General features: G+C 41.6%; 14 protein-coding genes and 1 tRNA gene. 11 read left to right on the plus strand and 4 right to left on the minus strand.

Features of this window, described 5'->3' with window-relative positions:
• The first annotated feature begins 2 nt into the window (after nt 1-2).
• From D7Z94_RS21690 to D7Z94_RS21740, 11 genes are all read left to right on the plus strand, one after another.
• A complete protein-coding gene (locus tag D7Z94_RS21690; protein WP_120714042.1) occupies nt 3-377 on the plus strand; it encodes a cupin domain-containing protein in 375 nt (124 codons plus the stop codon).
• 43 nt (nt 378-420) lie between these two features.
• Nucleotides 421-1,185 carry an SDR family NAD(P)-dependent oxidoreductase gene (locus tag D7Z94_RS21695; RefSeq protein WP_120713748.1) on the plus strand — a complete coding sequence of 255 codons (765 nt, stop codon included), beginning with the start codon at nt 421-423 and terminating at the stop codon, nt 1,183-1,185.
• Between the two features lie 573 nt (nt 1,186-1,758).
• Nucleotides 1,759-4,944: a SusC/RagA family TonB-linked outer membrane protein gene (locus D7Z94_RS21700; protein ID WP_120713749.1), complete on the plus strand. Its 3,186-nt coding sequence runs from the start codon at nt 1,759-1,761 to the stop codon at nt 4,942-4,944.
• Nucleotides 4,945-4,963: 19 nt separating this feature from the next.
• Nucleotides 4,964-6,292, plus strand: a complete 1,329-nt coding sequence (locus D7Z94_RS21705; protein WP_120714043.1) for a RagB/SusD family nutrient uptake outer membrane protein — start codon at nt 4,964-4,966, stop codon at nt 6,290-6,292.
• A gap of 216 nt (nt 6,293-6,508) precedes the next feature.
• Nucleotides 6,509-7,216, plus strand: coding sequence for a FadR/GntR family transcriptional regulator (locus tag D7Z94_RS21710; protein ID WP_120713750.1), 708 nt, complete (start codon nt 6,509-6,511; stop codon nt 7,214-7,216).
• A 217-nt stretch (nt 7,217-7,433) separates the two neighbouring features.
• Nucleotides 7,434-8,729 carry an MFS transporter gene (locus D7Z94_RS21715; protein WP_120713751.1) on the plus strand — a complete coding sequence of 432 codons (1,296 nt, stop codon included), beginning with the start codon at nt 7,434-7,436 and terminating at the stop codon, nt 8,727-8,729.
• Nucleotides 8,730-8,777: 48 nt separating this feature from the next.
• Nucleotides 8,778-9,539, plus strand: a complete 762-nt coding sequence (locus D7Z94_RS21720; protein WP_120713752.1) for an SDR family NAD(P)-dependent oxidoreductase — start codon at nt 8,778-8,780, stop codon at nt 9,537-9,539.
• A 34-nt stretch (nt 9,540-9,573) separates the two neighbouring features.
• A complete protein-coding gene (locus D7Z94_RS21725; protein WP_120713753.1) occupies nt 9,574-10,620 on the plus strand; it encodes a sugar kinase in 1,047 nt (348 codons plus the stop codon).
• Between the two features lie 4 nt (nt 10,621-10,624).
• The gene (locus D7Z94_RS21730) at nt 10,625-11,848 is read left to right on the plus strand and encodes a 6-phosphofructokinase (protein WP_120713754.1); all 1,224 of its coding nucleotides are present in this window, start codon (nt 10,625-10,627) and stop codon (nt 11,846-11,848) included.
• 6 nt (nt 11,849-11,854) lie between these two features.
• Nucleotides 11,855-12,523 (plus strand): bifunctional 4-hydroxy-2-oxoglutarate aldolase/2-dehydro-3-deoxy-phosphogluconate aldolase, encoded by a 669-nt coding sequence (locus D7Z94_RS21735; RefSeq protein WP_120713755.1) that lies wholly within the window; start codon nt 11,855-11,857, stop codon nt 12,521-12,523.
• A gap of 3 nt (nt 12,524-12,526) precedes the next feature.
• On the plus strand, nt 12,527-13,804 hold the full coding sequence (locus tag D7Z94_RS21740) for an Nramp family divalent metal transporter (protein ID WP_211341838.1): 1,278 nt from the start codon (nt 12,527-12,529) through the stop codon (nt 13,802-13,804).
• 237 nt (nt 13,805-14,041) lie between these two features.
• On the opposite strand, the gene D7Z94_RS26010 is transcribed toward D7Z94_RS21740, so the two are convergent.
• The 4 genes from D7Z94_RS26010 to D7Z94_RS21750 form a co-directional block, all read right to left on the minus strand.
• Nucleotides 14,042-14,263, minus strand: a complete 222-nt coding sequence (locus D7Z94_RS26010; protein WP_245967277.1) for a tyrosine-type recombinase/integrase — start codon at nt 14,261-14,263, stop codon at nt 14,042-14,044.
• Nucleotides 14,196-14,693 (minus strand): site-specific integrase, encoded by a 498-nt coding sequence (locus tag D7Z94_RS26015; RefSeq protein WP_245967292.1) that lies wholly within the window; start codon nt 14,691-14,693, stop codon nt 14,196-14,198. Before D7Z94_RS26015 ends, D7Z94_RS26010 begins: the two co-directional genes overlap by 68 nt.
• A 15-nt stretch (nt 14,694-14,708) precedes the next feature.
• Nucleotides 14,709-15,353 (minus strand): phage integrase SAM-like domain and Arm DNA-binding domain-containing protein, encoded by a 645-nt coding sequence (locus D7Z94_RS26020; protein WP_317125791.1) that lies wholly within the window; start codon nt 15,351-15,353, stop codon nt 14,709-14,711.
• A gap of 163 nt (nt 15,354-15,516) precedes the next feature.
• Nucleotides 15,517-15,590, minus strand: a tRNA-Pro gene (locus tag D7Z94_RS21750).
• Nucleotides 15,591-15,998 lie beyond the last annotated feature (408 nt).

Genomic DNA, 15,998 nt, shown 5'->3' on the forward strand with positions numbered 1-15,998 from the left:
TTATGAAACGATCTAGTGAGAAGTACGTTATCGCAAAAGATGTGGAATGGGAAGAGCTTGGTGGGGGTGTATCAAGAAAGTTCTTAGGTTACGATAACCAAATTATGATGGTACGGGTAAAATTTGAAAAAGATGCATTAGGTTCGCCACATCAACACTTTCACACACAAGCTACCTATTGTGTGTCAGGTAAATTTGAATTCGAAATTGATGGAGAAAGGCAAATTGTTGAAGCAGGGGATGGCGTTTATATTGAGCCTAATTTATTGCACAGTGCAGTTTGTTTGGAAGAAGGGGAGTTGATTGACACATTTAGCCCCGTAAGAGAGGATTTTTTAAGTGGCGGAGAAGTATCTTATTTTGGGGATAAGTCATAATAAAGAGGCGCAAGATTATCATTTCCAAAATTAAATAAAGATTATGAAAAACAAAATAAACGGAAAAAGCGTCCTCATCACCGCAGGTGCTCAAGGAATAGGAGAATCAATCACTCGACATTTCATTGATAGTGGGGCCAATGTCGCTATCCATTATTTTTCCAGTGCCGAGACCGCTAACCAATTGGTCGAATACGCAATTGGCAAAGGACAAAAAGCGATAGCCATATCTGGGGACTTAACGAAAGAGGCCAATGCAAATGCACTGGTTGAAAAGACGGTAGAAGCGTTTGGTAGTTTAAACGTGCTCATTAATAACGCTGGTTCACTTGTCGCACGTAACCTATTAAGTGAAATGGAGGCTGATTTTTGGCATAAGGTAATGGATATCAACCTCACTTCCATGATGTTTGTGACCCGTGCGGCTGCTCCCCACCTATCAAAAAATGAAAGCAGTAGTATCGTTAATTTGGCATCGCTCGCCGGGCGCAAAGGAGGTCATCATGGATCCTTGGCGTATGCTACCAGTAAAGGAGCCATCCTAACATTTACAAGGGCTCTTTCTTCGGAATTGGGAGGGCAAGGTATAAGGGTCAACGCCGTTGCACCAGGCCTCATTCTTGGTACTTCATTTCACGACACGCATACCACAAAAGAGTCTGCCGACGCAACCACGGCCAGTATTCCCATCCAACGAGCGGGTAACGCGGACGATGTGGCGCGTGCAGTTTTATATCTCGCGTCAGAATATGATGGCTTTATTACCGGTGCTACACTGGATATCAATGGCGGGGTATATAATATGTAGGTCTGCAGATGTAATAAATTTCGCAAACAATACAGTATTTAAGTCAACATTTGTCAATTAGTTTCGCAGATAAGGCTTTCCAAAAACCCCTTTGCTAGCGGGCTAGGATATCGATATTTATGGAATTTGCTCGTTCCTAAGGAATGGACATAATTAAGAATTTACCATTCTGTTAAACGTCATTCTGACGAATCCTCAAAAAACCAAGTCATAAAATTCAAAATAAATTTTTTTTTAACGAAACAATAACATATATTTGGTAAACCAAATTGGTTAACCAGTATGGAAAACCAATTTAACTCAACTTAAACTAATCAAAGTACAAGCGTATGAAATAATAAAGAAGTATAAAAAAAGGATGGGTGCACGCCCATCCTTTTCAAAAACGATTACTTCATTGTGAAGGGAAGTAATACTTACATGATACCGTAGATATCATATTCTTCAAAACTACAACAAACATTTGAAATTTTAGAATAGGTGTCTTTGGTGAATTCCATTTAACGTGCATAAAATATGTTAAATGCAAAAAACAAATATTGACTAACTTATTTTAACTAAAATTTAAATTTTATGAAAATTACGCTATTAAAAAAGCTGTTGTTGTTTGGGGCATTGATTTGCCTCTCTGCGATATCGGCTCAGACGGTAACGGGTACGGTTACTGATTCCAGCGGGCCGTTACCAGGTGCAAGCGTTGTGGTCCAAGGAACTACAAATGGTACACAAACCGATTTCGATGGTAATTATTCATTGGACAATGTGGATGGCTCAGCTATTTTATCAATTAGTTATATCGGCTACGCTACCCAAGAAATTGCGGTCAATGGGCAGAGTGTAATAAATGTTACCCTGGCTGAGGATGCAAGCCAACTTGAAGAAGTAGTAGTGGTAGGTTATGGTACTCAAAAAAGAGCGAATATTACAGGTTCTGTTGCCAAAGTAGGGGGTGCCGAGGTAGCGGCCATTCAAGCACCTCGTGTTGATGATGCACTAGCAGGTAAATTACCCGGTGTTTTGATTCAAAACCAAAGTGGTGAACCTGGTGCAGATCCGAAAATTCAAGTTAGGGCGGCCTCATCGCTTTCGGGTGACTCAAATCCGTTAATTGTTGTGGACGGGTATCCAATCTCAGGAAGTCTGGCAACGGTGAATCCGAATGACATTCAAAGTTTGGAAGTTTTGAAAGATGCCGCCTCGGCTGCCATTTACGGTTCTCGGGGTGCAAACGGGGTGATCTTGGTGACCACTAAAAAAGGTAGGTCAGGTAAGGCGAATTTTAGTTACAATGCCTACACCAGCTTCTCACGGAAATATGTAGATGATATTGAAATGCTTAAGACTCCTGTAGAGTGGGCCAACGAATTGGAAACCAGCGCTTACGACCTTTCCGAAGTTGATCCGCAATTATTCGCATACAGACAAAACGCCCTTAGAAATGCGCCCGATGTCGTAAGTATGGAAGATTGGCTGTTCCAAGGCGGTTCTACGCAAAGCCATGACATTAGTGTAAGTGGAGGTAGCGAAAATGTGCGAGCCTTTGGTTCCTTGGGTTATCTGAACACAGAAGGTATTGTAAGGGGGCAAGGTTTTGAAAGAATAAATGCACGTTTAAACCTCGATGCCAAATTGGGCAAGAAATTAGAAGCAGGATTGAGTTTCAATGGATTTCGAGGTCATCAAGATATTGTACCTCATGACATGAGGGATCTCTTAAGGTCGTATAGTATTCACCCCATTTACCATACACAGGCATCAATTGATTTCGTTCAATCTCTAGACGCTCAAAGACAGGCATTGTTCGATGCAACGGGTGGTGCAAACATTCCAAGTGCTTTTGCAGACCCATTTGATAATGGTTATAGGGGAACCGGTAATATTACTTCAAGTATCAATGATTTAGTACCTGGAGATATTGCACATGAATGGCATTATGGTAGAGCTCAAAATGGTATCGGTGGATCAGGGGATGCAGGTCCAGCGGCAAAGTTTGACAATGCGCGCAGGTATCAAAGGACATATTTTGGCAATGTAAGCTCGTACCTGCAATACGAAATCTTAGATGGCTTGAACGTAAAAACAGTTCTGGGTGGAGATTTTAGGGATGTCGAGGACTACTATTATCAGGGTACTTTGGCAGATGCTCGTGAACGGAGCAATCAATCCGACCTGGATATTTCCAATATCAGAACATCTTCTTGGTTAAGTGAATCCACTTTGAATTTTGCCAAGGTTATAGGTAAGCATGATATAGCCGCCGTGGCGGGCTTTGAAATGCAGAATACCTATATAAGGGGAATTAGTTCTGTTGGAACAAATGTCCCTATTGGTCTTCCTCAAAATTATGGCCTATTCGACCCGGCAGATGTGATTTCAACAGAAATCGATGAGACAAGGTCAAGAAGAAGTGTTTTTGGAAGAATTCAGTATGCGTTTGACGGCCGTTATTTGATAACTGCATCGATTAGAAGAGACGGTGACTCTCGATTCGGAGCCAATAATCGGTTCGCAACTTTTCCGGCACTTTCAGTAGGTTGGAACATTCACAATGAATCTTTCTTAAAAGACAACGATTTCTTGAGCCAATTTAAATTGAGGTTCAGTACAGGTTCTTTGGGCACCACTTCTTTCTTAGGGTCATACGACGCGTTGAGCTTGTTGAGTGCGGCGCCAACCGCTACCGGAACTGGATTTCTCATACCCAATAATGTAGCAAACCCTGATCTGACATGGCAGACGAATACAGAAACCAACTATGGTACAGATTTGGGATTTTTTAATAATCGTCTACGAATAGGGGTAGATTACTATACGTCCGATATAGAGGATATGTTAATTAACCAAAGTGTTTCTGAGGTGTTCGGTGTACCTTCCGTCGTACTGAATCGAGGTAATATAACAAGTTCCGGTTTGGAATTCGAACTGAATGCCAGTATTGTACAAGCGGAAGATTTTTCTTGGAGCCTTGGAGCAAACTTATCTACCGTTAACCAAGAAATCACCAGCTTGGGTGATTTGGATGAACTACCTCGGGTAGTTTACGGTGGACCTAGTGGTAGAGGACCTGAGTTTAGAAATTATGTCGGTGGAGAACTTGGCGAAATGTGGGGGTATGCAGTAACAGGAGAAGTTGAAACCATACATATCGCCGATCCATCTAGAAACATTGGATTCGGTAGCTCGGAATGGTACGTAGTGGATCAAAATGGTGACGGTGAAATTACCTACGAAGGCGATTATGTCAAGCTAGGTTCTGCTACTCCTGATTTTTATTGGGGACTGTCGAGCAACTTAAATTATAGGAATTTCGATTTGTCCTTACAGTTTCAAGGATCTGAAGGGGCAGAAGTTTACAATATCGATCCCATTTACTGGAAATCGCAATTTGGTGGTAGGCTACGTGATAGTTTTGATGCTAATGGCGATGGTATTGCCGATGCCACTGGTCAATTTTATGAGCAGACTAGAAACGCCCATGGTTCAGGAATTCAGGATGCTTCTTATTTAGCCTTGAGAAACCTGACAATAGGATATACACTTAACTCGGATTTGACCAGTAAGATAGGTTTAAGCTCCTTGAGAGTATTTGCTGCAGGCACGAATCTGTTGTATTTATTCGGAGATAACTATACCTCATTTAATCCCGAAGGTGTGGAGACCACGAATTCTGGCTATCTCGGCCCGACGACCTACGGGTACCAAGAAGGTGCAAGCCCGATCGTAAGAAGCTTTACACTAGGTTTGAATGTTAATTTTTAATTACGAAATAATGAAAAAAATGAAGATTACATATATCGTATTGGTACCAATGTTATTGATGATGGCATGTGACAATGATTTGGATCAATTTCCACCCAAACAGTTAGAATCTAGTTCTTTGACAGATTATGCTGGTGCTTTGAATGCGGCATATCACTATCAGACCGGTACACCAACGCCATTGGCGATTATGGGTGACTTCAGGGCCGATAATATGCTGATGGATGAAGAACCCTATCCTGCATTTGACAGATTCAATGAAGATTTGGCAGGTGGGGATTTGGTAGAGCAATTTTTTCGACCGTTCTATATTAATTTGTACAAGGCAATCCTAAGCGCAAATAACGTAATAGATAATTCAGAGGATGCTACCGAAGTAGCTGAGGCTCGATTTGTAAGAGGCCTGTCTTATTTCAAGCTCGTGATGGTTTTTGGTGATGTAACCGTGAATCTATCACCCGCACCAGACGTATCCGATACGTCTATTTTGGTGAGACAACCAGCAGCTAGCGTTTATAGTGATATAATTATTCCGGACCTGCAAGCCGCAATATCTGGGCTGGATAATTCTGGACTAGGTAGTGGACGCGCGACCCAAATCGCTGCAAGAGGATTACTCGGAAAGATTCACATGTATCTGGGCGATTATGGTAATGCGGCAACTGAACTTGCAGCTGTTATAAATGGAGCCGCCGCCGCAGGTATTAGTTTGGAAACCGACTTTGCCAATGTTGTCGCCGATGGTAATTCAGAGGTTATTTACGCGACACAAGTATCATCCACAGTGCCCGATGTCTATACCGCAGGAACGGAATTTCCAGGGTGGTTCAGTGGAGGTGACACAAAATCGCTTACACCACTCGACCCTGACTTGGTGGCCGCTTTTGATGCTGTTGCCAATGATACACTAATAGGTGGAGACCTAAGAAGGGCATTGACGATCGATGAGGCGACAAGCACAGGAAATAAATATACCGGAGGTCTAGAACAGGATTGGATAGAACTGCGCTTATCCGACGTTATTTTAATGTACGCCGAAGCACTGAACGAAACAGGTTCTTCATCGACGGAGGTTTTGGGTCTTTTGGATGATATTAGAACCAGAGCAGGTTTGATTGTCTTGGATCCCGCAATCATTAATACGCAAGCCTTGGTAAGACAGGCCATTGCTGATGAAAGAAGATTGGAATTGGCCTTTGAAGGCCATAGATGGTTCGATTTGGTAAGAACAGGTACCGTCGATGCTGAAATGGGCGAAACGATTAATCCGAATTATCACGTGTTTCCAATTCCAAACTCAGAAGTTCTGGCGAGTGGTGGAGTGATCACCCAAAACCCAGGATATTGAAAATTGTTAGTTTTTTTAATTAGGTTGTTTGAGTTAGTTTTTTTGAAGAATTTGCCGGCCTGATTCTTTGGGCCGGCAGGTTTTCCAAATCCTTGAAAAACCCTGTATTCGCTATGGTTTTTAAAGTCTATAATACTTTTTTTAATTCAGTATTTTTCTTAGTTTTAACAAACCAATCTGGTTAACCAATTAATAGTGACAGATATTAAACAGCATATGAAATTAGAAATCCTCACAAAAAACGAAAATCAAGAAATCCAGAATGGAATAATATCCAAGATTCGGGATTTGATAAATTATAAAAACTTAGAACCTGGTGATAAACTACCTTCGGAACGAATGCTGGCAGAAAGATTCGAGGTAAGTAGAAGCAATCTAAGGGAAGCCATCCAAAAATTGGAATTCTATGGCATATTAAAGTCCAAACCGCAAAGTGGCACTTTCATCGCAGATATCGGGCAAGTGGCTATGAATGGTATGATCGAGGATATTTTAAGGCTCGAAGAACCTGATTTCAAATCCTTGGTCGAGACAAGGATTTTGATGGAGCTTAAGACCGCTAGGCTTGCGGCACTTAGAAGAACAAAAGAAGATTTGAAGCAGATGCACGATGCCTTAATGGCATATAGCGAAAAAGTTATGAATGGAGAGGATGCCGTACAAGAAGATTTGCTTTTTCATTTGGCGATAGCCAAAGCAAGTGGCAATAGCACCATGAATACGTTTATGTTAATTATAACGCCGGAGATAATCACCAATTTCGAGAAATATCATGTTTGCGATAAAAAAATGGCCTTTAGGGGTATTCAAGAACACAGAGAAATCTATGAGGCGATCAAGGCACAGGATTCGCAATTGGCCAAAGAAAAAATGAAGGTCCATTTTAAAATGTTGTATCAGTACTGTTACGACATAAAAGATTAAAAAAACGAAAAGATAAAATTGCACGCTTTTATCTTTTCAACACAATAGAAATACAGCAAAAAAATAGAAGGGAACCAATACTTAAATCTTATAGAGAATGCGATGGCATTGAAACCGTCGTCAAATGACTTCCAGAATTTTTTAGCTAGAAAACAAGTAAGTCGGGCAAGTTTAGGAGGTACTTGTCGCAGGATTACTATGCCTAAAATAAAATGATATGAAAATCAAAGGATTAAGATGGTGGGTCATAGGTCTGATTGCTCTGGCCACCGTAATCAATTACATTGATCGTCAGGCGCTACCTGTACTTTGGCCCGATATTGCCGAGAATTTGTATCCCGATAAGACCGCTGATGAGCGAAAGGGAATCTATGCGATTATCTCAACAATATTCATATTTGCCTATGCCTTTGGCCAAGCCATATTTGGAAAGATTTTCGACAAGCTTGGAACTCGGATCGGGTTTGCATTGTCGATTGGTTTTTGGTCAATTGCAACTGCGCTGCATGCTTTTGCAAAGGGAGTTGTAAGTCTCAGTATTTTCCGTGCAATATTAGGTGTTGCGGAAGCCGGAAACTGGCCCGGAGCGGCAAAGGGAAATGCAGAATGGTTTCCTACGAAGGAAAGGGCATTTGCGCAAGGTCTTTTCAATTCAGGTGCGGCCGTTGGGGGAATCATCGCCTTTCCCACCATCGGATTATTGTCTGTTCATTTCAACTGGCAATGGATTTTCATATTGGTTGGTGTAACGGGCTTATTATGGCTTATTCCATGGTGGATTTTGGTAAAATCCCCCCCTAAAAGACACCCTTGGATCACCAAAGAAGAGCGTGAATACATCTTGACCGGACAGAAAAACCAAGATTTGGACAAAGATGGGGAATTTGATGACGGTTACAACCCTGAAACCGGTAAGATGCTAAGGCATAAAGAAAGTTGGGGCGTAATCATTGCGTCTGCTGCCCTTGACCCAATTTGGTGGTTGTTTATCTTTTGGATACCCATTTACCTTAATGAGGTTTACGGAATGGATGTAAAAGCAATTGGGTTCTATGCTTGGGTACCTTATGTCGGTGCCATGATCGGAGCTTGGTTTGGAGGGCTTTTGGCACAAAACCGTATAAAAGCAGGTTGGTCGGTGAACAAAACGCGCAAGTTTGTAATCACACTCGGATGTTTAATCATGTTACCTACTTTAATCGCAATGGCAAATCCGGGAGGACCGGTAACCGCTGTGCTTCTAATGGCAGTCATATTATTCGGTTTCCAAACCGCGATCGGCAATGTGCAGACCTTGCCCAGTGATCTGTTCGGCGGAAAAACAGTCGGCACACTTTCAGGATTTGCAGGTATGGCCGCCAAGTTAGGAGCATTTGGCCTAACAGCATTGGTTCCTTGGCTTACATCAGGGGGCAATTATACACCGGCATTTATTATCGGAGCAGCGTTGGCTATAATAACTATGGCCAGTATATGGATATTATGCCCTAAAATAGAACCATTAAAACCCTAGGGTTGATAAAAAATGAAAAACAAGAATAAATTATAAAATTAGAATGGCATGAGCAATAAAGGAAGAGTAGCAGTAATAACCGGCGCAACAGGGGGCATAGGCTTCGCAGTAGCCAAAAGATTAGGGCGAGACGGATATAACGTAGTTCTAAATGGCATCGAAGATGAAGCGGGTGCCAAGCGAGTAGAAGAGCTCACCGCTGAGGGTACTACTGCCGAATATTATGGCTTTGACGTTACTAGCGACGAGGCAGTTACCTCAAATATTAAATCAATCGGTGAAAAGTATGGGAGGATTGACGTACTTGTAAACAATGCAGGTGGACTTGGCGGCAGGTCTCGATTTGAAGAAATGACCACGGATTTTTATCGATTCGTAATGGCTTTAAACCTAGATTCGGTGTTTTTCGCTTCCAGAGCGGCGATACCTTTTCTTAAAAAAGGGGAGAATGCAACTATTATCAACTATACCTCGATTGCAGGATGGAACGCAGGAGGGCCAGGTGCTGGAATCTACGGTACCTCAAAAGCAGGAGTTCATGCCATTACCAGGGCATTGGCCAAAGATCTGGCCGAATATGGAATCAGGGTCAATGCAGTCTCGCCGGGTACAATCGATACGCCTTTCCATGCACAAATCAAATCGACCAAGCCCGAGGTATTCGCTTCATGGAAAAATAACATTTTGTTGGGACGATTGGGACAACCTGAAGATGTAGCATCCGTTGTTTCGTTCTTGGCGAGCGGTGATGCTTCTTTTTTAACAGCGGAAACCATCCAAATTACCGGAGGTCAAGGTTTGGGGATTTAAAACATAAAAGTTTGTTGTACAATATCTACTATAAATGAAAAAAGTAGTCACTTTTGGAGAGATAATGCTTCGACTGGCTCCTGAAGGATTTTTAAGGTTTTCACAGGCAAACAGTTTTGATGTCGTTTATGGCGGAGGTGAGTCCAATGTAGCGGTTTCTTTGGCCAACTATGATGTGCCTGTGGATTTTGTCACCAGGCTGCCTGACAACGATATTGGCCATTGTGCTCTGATGGAGATGCGCAAAAGAGGAGTCGGTACTGATAAGATAATTTACGGTGGCGATAGGCTTGGTATTTATTTTTTGGAAGCAGGTGCCGTAAGTCGTGGTAGCAAAGTAGTCTATGATCGAGCACATTCTGCAATGGCCGAAATTGAAGCTGGTATGGTGGATTGGAAATCGGTATTTGATGGTGTGCGATGGTTCCATTGGACAGGAATAACACCTGCAATCTCTCAAGGAGCTGCAGATGCCTGTTTGGAAGCGGTAAAAATTGCCAGTGATATGGGAGTTACCATTTCAACAGATCTGAATTATCGTGCCAAGCTCTGGAAATACTGTGATGACGGCAAACGGGAAGAAATTATGTCTGAACTGACTGCCTATTGTGATGTTGTTTTGGGCAATGAGGAAGATGCCGAGAAACACTTCGGAATAAAGCCCGAGGGATTGGATATTACTACCCAAGGTGAGCATGTTAAGGCCGAGGCTTTTCTATCGGTCTGCAAACAGATGATGAAACGTTTTCCAAGGGCTAAAAAAGTAATCACAACACTACGGGGTTCATTATCCGCATCCCACAATACGTGGGCTGGGGTGCTTTATGACGGAAAGACCATGTATAAGTCCCCAGAATATCAAATTACCCATATAGTCGACCGTGTAGGCGGAGGCGATTCTTTTATGGGAGGATTAATTTATGGATTGCTAAAATATCCTGATGATGATCAGAATGCATTGAACTTTGCGGTAGCCGCATCCTGCTTGAAACATACGATTAAAGGAGATGCTAATTTGGCAACGGTTTCAGAAGTGGAGAAATTGATGGGTGGTGATGCATCAGGTAGGGTAACTAGATAAATAAATGACTTCAAAAAAGTCCATATTGATCATTTGTGGTGGTGGCCCTGCCCCTGGTATCAATGCTGTTATCAGTACGGTTGCAAAGATTTTTCTGAAAGACGGTTATCGCGTACTAGGTCTTCATGAAGGCTTTAAAGGGATATTTTCTGAAAACCCTTCAATCAAGGAATTCGATTTCCCTCACGCTGACCGTATTTTCAGTCGGGGCGGTTCGACCTTGATTATGAGCCGTTTCAAGCCAAAGAACGAAAAGCTAAACACTAACCTTTTTTTTAACAACAACGTAAAACTGTTGGTCAGTATTGGTGGCGATGATACCGCCTCTACGGCCAACAGGATTACGGATTTTCTTCGCAAGGAAGGCATCGTGATTTCCAATATTCACGTTCCCAAAACAATTGACAACGATTTACCACTTCCTGATAGAAATCCCACTTTTGGTTTTCACTCCGCGAAGGACGAGGGGGTCCGTATCGGGAACACCACCTATGAAGACGCCAGAACCAGCAATAATTGGTTTGTCATGTCAACCATGGGCCGATCGGCGGGCCATTTGGCCTTTGGCATTGCCACAAGCTGCCATTTTCCGATGATGGTCATTCCTGAGATGTTTGATAAGACCGATATTACCTTCGATAAAGTGGTCCGTTTGGTGATTTCATCCATGGTCAAAAGAAAGATAGAGAATATTCATTATGGAGTTGCTCTAATTAGCGAAGGAGTGTTCCATATTTTACCTGACTCTGAAATAAAGAATTGTGGTATCAACTTTACTTATGATGAACATGGTCATCCTGAATTAGGTAATGTAAGCAAGTCACACATTTTTAATGTACTTGTCCAGGCCCGTTTAAAGGAACTGGGTATTAAGATTAAGAGCCGACCAGTGGAGTTGGGATATGAGCTCCGCTGTTGTAGACCGATTGGTTTTGATTTGACCCTATGTACTTTATTGGGCTTGGGGGTAAAGAAGCTTTTTGATGATAGGCTTAGCGGATGTATTGTAACTGCAAACTCGCGAGGTGAAGTGACACCGCTTTTTTTGAATGATTTACAGGATGAGCAGGGCAAAATAGTTCCGCGACTGGTGAATATCAATTCGGAATTTGCCCGACTCTGTTTCCAAAATTTGAACTATTTGAGTGAATCCGACTATGATGGTGCAAGCACATACCTAAAGAACCCCGAAAAATACGATTTTGATAAAATTCTAACTGAGGCATAGTATATTATGGCACAATTCTCAAGAATAGAAGTGGCAACCGCAATGAAGGAAACCGGAATGGTACCTTTGTTTTATCATCCCGATGTGGAATTGGGAAAAAAGGTACTCAAGGCCTGTTATGATGGCGGTGCACGGTTGATGGAATTTACCGCAAGGGGCGATTTTGCCTTTGAGGTTTTTTCCGAGCTGAACAAATATGGGCTGAAAGAACTTCCAGGCATGATAATGGGAGTGGGATCCATCACCGATGCCGGAGGTGCCTCAATGTACCTGCAAATGGGGGCAAATTTTATCGTTACCCCGTCTCTGCGAGAAGACATCGCCATAGTCTGCAATCGCAGAAAAGTACTTTGGTCTCCCGGATGCGGTTCATTGACAGAAATCAATAAGGCCGAAGAACTAGGTTGCGAGATTATCAAGTTGTTTTCAGGCTCAACATATGGGCCAGACTTTGTCAAAGCAATCAGGGGGCCACAACCATGGACGAGCATCATGCCTACTGGCGGGGTCAACACCGAGGAAGCGAATTTGAGGGCTTGGTTTGAAGCTGGTGTGACCTGTGTAGGTATGGGGTCAAAGCTGATAAGCAAAGACATCTTGGCAAACAAAGATTTTGAAAACTTGGAAAATCTGGTGAGAAATACACTAGGCACCATCAATAAAGTAAGAAACTGATTTGTGAATAACCGGCAACTTGAAAAAAAATCCTTCCTAAAAAAGCTGATTGCAATTATCTTGGCCTTCGGCCCTGGGATATTCGCCATCGGCTATACGATTGGTACGGGCAGCGTAACTTCTATGATTGTTGCCGGTAGCACCTACGGAATGCAGCTGTTGTGGGTACTGTTGTTGAGCTGTTTCTTTTCAGGTATTCTCATATATGTTTACGGAAATTATACATTGATTACGGGGGAAACAGCCTTATTTGCATTTAAAAATCACTTGAAATGGGGCAAGGCCATGGCGATTCTGATTATCATAGGAATTGCTTTCGGCCAGTGGAATTCGTTGATGGGAATCATGGGTATTTCTGCCAATATCATCTATGAGATATTTGCCATTTATTTTCCGCAGATCGTTCAGTACAAATATGAAACGGTGATAGGTATTGCTGTAGTGGTAACCGCCATTTTTTATGCGCTGCTTCTGGTAGGCAAATACACCTTTTTTGAAAAGATCCTTGTCATTTTTGTAACTATCATGGGGCTTTCTTTTATGATATCCCTTTTTATGGTATATCCACTACCATCTGATGTGTTAAAAGGACTTGTCCCGAGTATTCCCGAAGTAAAAGGCGGCAAGATGTTGGTTGCCGCATTCGTGGGCACAACGATGGCGGCGGCTACCTTTTTGTCGCGTCCGCTTTTCGTAAAGGGTAAAGGTTGGACAATAAATAATCTAAAAACACAAAAAAAGGATGCCATTATTGCTGCAATTCTGGTATTTGTCATAAGTGCCGCTATAATGGCTGTTGCTACGGGAGCCCTCTTTTATGATGGAAAACCCGTAATTAAAGTCTTGGACATGGTAAATACTTTGGAACCAGTTGCTGGTAAATTTGCCTTGACCCTTTTCTTTTTTGGAACCCTAAGTGCCGGGCTTTCATCAATTTTCCCCATTCTATTGATTGTCCCCATTTTAATTGCTGACTACCAATCTGGAGAATTAGATACAAGTTCGAGACAATTTAAGATTATCACTGCCTTTGCCTGCTTATTTGCCTTGATTGTTCCAGTGTTTGGATCAAACCCTGTCGAGATACAGATTTTTTCACAGATTTTCAATGTTTTTGTACTTCCGTTAGTGATTGTGGGAATCATGTTCTTGATCAACAACGGAAAACTTATGAAAGGGCACAAGACCAGCTTGGTAATCAATATTGGGCTGGTACTTGCTTTTATTTTTTCTTGTGTCATATCCTATAATGGGGTATCTGCATTGCTTGGCTTTTTTTAAAGGGTGCAGCCAAATTGTTCAAAAGAGTATTTAGAGCAATGAATAGCAAGCCATAAAGACATTTGAAATGATAAATTGAAAAAGTTTGAAATTATTTAATCTCCACACAGTTTCTAAAATCCTAGCTTGCTGCTGGGTAGTAATTCATTCTTATTATAATCAGTATCGTTCCCTTGTAGAGATTGAATTATCGAATTTGGAAATAAAGACCCAATTCATTTATGTAGAGAAAACAGTTTAAGGAATCACTCTAACATCAGTTGGCTTTTTTCTTTTTGACTTCATTACATCCATCGAATTCTGCATATCCTCACCTACTTTCTTTGCAACCACTTTGGCATAAACTTGAGTAGTGGAAAGTTTGGTATGGTCTAAGAGTTTAGAGACGGTTTCAATAGGTACATCGTTGGAAAGTGTAATAGCTGTAGCGAAGGTGTGTCTCGCTATATGAAATGTCAAATTTTTTATGAATCCCGCATGTTTTGGAAATATCTTTTAAGATACAATTGATCATATGATTGGTGTAAGTAGGCAACAACCTTTGATCAGTTATGACCTCAAGGGCTTCTTTGTACTTGTCGATAATTTCCTTGGCCTTCGGCAACAACGGAATTTTTAGAGGTTCGTCAGTTTTGGTTCGCTTGGTGTACAACCAATCATTGCCATCAATGCCCTTTGCTAGATGACCAGCTCTTAAGCCGTGAACATCAACGTAGGAGAGACCAGTGTAGCAGGCAAAAGTGAAAAGGTCTTTGATTTTCTCGTAACTTGGAGTATTAAACGAAGTATCTTCAATGGGCCTTATTTCCCGTTCCGTCAGAAATTGGCGTTTGGTTTTTTTGAACTTTAGTTTGTAATTGTCAAAGGGGTCTTTATCCAACCACTCCAAACGAACAGCTAACCTTTACATCTTTTTAAGTCGTTCCATGTGCTTCATCGCCCCGTTGTTAGAACACTTAGTTCTAATGGTAGGTTTGTACCTCCTTAAATATTGTTCAAAATCAACAATGAAACGGTAACTCAATTTTTTCAGTTTGATATCATTTACACCATATTCCGGTTTTAAGAACAGTTTTAGACTCCGTTCCGTAATTCCATAATTTTTCATTGTTCCCTTTTTTAGAGAAGTATGCATCGTAGTATTATGATAACGGACAAGTTCCAATAGCGTTTTACCATCCTCATTATCACCTAAATATTTGGAGCGTATGGCGGAGGCGGTAACTAATTGATTTTCATACAACAGTTGTCTATGGCACTCATGAATTTTGGTATAGACTTGGTCAAGGTATTTATTGAGCGATTGGATATTTTGAGAATATCCCCTTCCTCTCTTCTTATTGTTGCCCCAAAGCGCATAGGGAATATCCCGATTTAAACTCATTTCCTTCACGGTTCCATTAGAAATAATGCGAACATAAAGGATGACATTTTCTGAAATTTTTCTGTGTTTTCGAGTAAAGAATAGCACTGATAATCTACTGTTGTTGTGCGTGTTATACGTCTTTAAGTTAATAATTAAGGTCGGTAAAGACGAAAGCCAAATCACTTTTAAAAGCTACTTAAAGTTACAACAATTACAGTACCAAACTGTTCCCGTATAGGACACATTTTATATGGTTTCAGATGGTTTTGTTTGATATGCTTAAAAACACAAAACACTGAAAATCATAAGATTAACAGTGCTTTGATACCACTTGAAAAGTGGTTCGTCGGGATGACAGGATTTGAACCTGCGACCCCACGCCCCCCAGGCGTGTGCGCTACCGGGCTGCGCTACATCCCGTACTCAGTGTAAATATAATGTCCGATGGACATTTTAGCAAAAGAACCTATCGCGTGTCGGTCTTAGCTTGTTTTACACCATATCCGATATCTCTGCACTGGCCCTTAATGAATGGACCATCGTTTCGATAACAGGTTTGCAAACTTAGCAAAGTTGGACAGAAATACACCCCTTCTTATTAAAAAATTAGTTCAGGTTTTCAATCCATCTAAAAAGACACTCCGCCCAGCCGCTTGAGTAAAGGCAGTTCTCGGTTAATAAAACCCAATCCGGACATCCCAAGAACAGGATGGTACATCGGGTGGTTAAACTCGCTGAATAGGAGAGGAAGAAAATAACCGTTAGTTAAACACCCATCCCAGCATATGAAGCCTTTACGCCCATTCACCTCATATTCGTCGAAAAAGT

Source organism: Ulvibacterium marinum, from assembly GCF_003626755.1.
Classification (GTDB): domain Bacteria; phylum Bacteroidota; class Bacteroidia; order Flavobacteriales; family Flavobacteriaceae; genus Ulvibacterium; species Ulvibacterium marinum.

What these genes read in the sequence shown, in the direction of transcription:
- D7Z94_RS21690 (WP_120714042.1), top strand. Translation starts at nt 3, where the DNA reads ATGAAACGATCTAGTGAGAAGTACGTTATCGCAAAAGATGTGGAATGG.
- D7Z94_RS21695 (WP_120713748.1), top strand. Translation starts at nt 421, where the DNA reads ATGAAAAACAAAATAAACGGAAAAAGCGTCCTCATCACCGCAGGTGCT.
- D7Z94_RS21700 (WP_120713749.1), top strand. Translation starts at nt 1,759, where the DNA reads ATGAAAATTACGCTATTAAAAAAGCTGTTGTTGTTTGGGGCATTGATT.
- D7Z94_RS21705 (WP_120714043.1), top strand. Translation starts at nt 4,964, where the DNA reads ATGAAGATTACATATATCGTATTGGTACCAATGTTATTGATGATGGCA.
- D7Z94_RS21710 (WP_120713750.1), top strand. Translation starts at nt 6,509, where the DNA reads ATGAAATTAGAAATCCTCACAAAAAACGAAAATCAAGAAATCCAGAAT.
- D7Z94_RS21715 (WP_120713751.1), top strand. Translation starts at nt 7,434, where the DNA reads ATGAAAATCAAAGGATTAAGATGGTGGGTCATAGGTCTGATTGCTCTG.
- D7Z94_RS21720 (WP_120713752.1), top strand. Translation starts at nt 8,778, where the DNA reads ATGAGCAATAAAGGAAGAGTAGCAGTAATAACCGGCGCAACAGGGGGC.
- D7Z94_RS21725 (WP_120713753.1), top strand. Translation starts at nt 9,574, where the DNA reads ATGAAAAAAGTAGTCACTTTTGGAGAGATAATGCTTCGACTGGCTCCT.
- D7Z94_RS21730 (WP_120713754.1), top strand. Translation starts at nt 10,625, where the DNA reads ATGACTTCAAAAAAGTCCATATTGATCATTTGTGGTGGTGGCCCTGCC.
- D7Z94_RS21735 (WP_120713755.1), top strand. Translation starts at nt 11,855, where the DNA reads ATGGCACAATTCTCAAGAATAGAAGTGGCAACCGCAATGAAGGAAACC.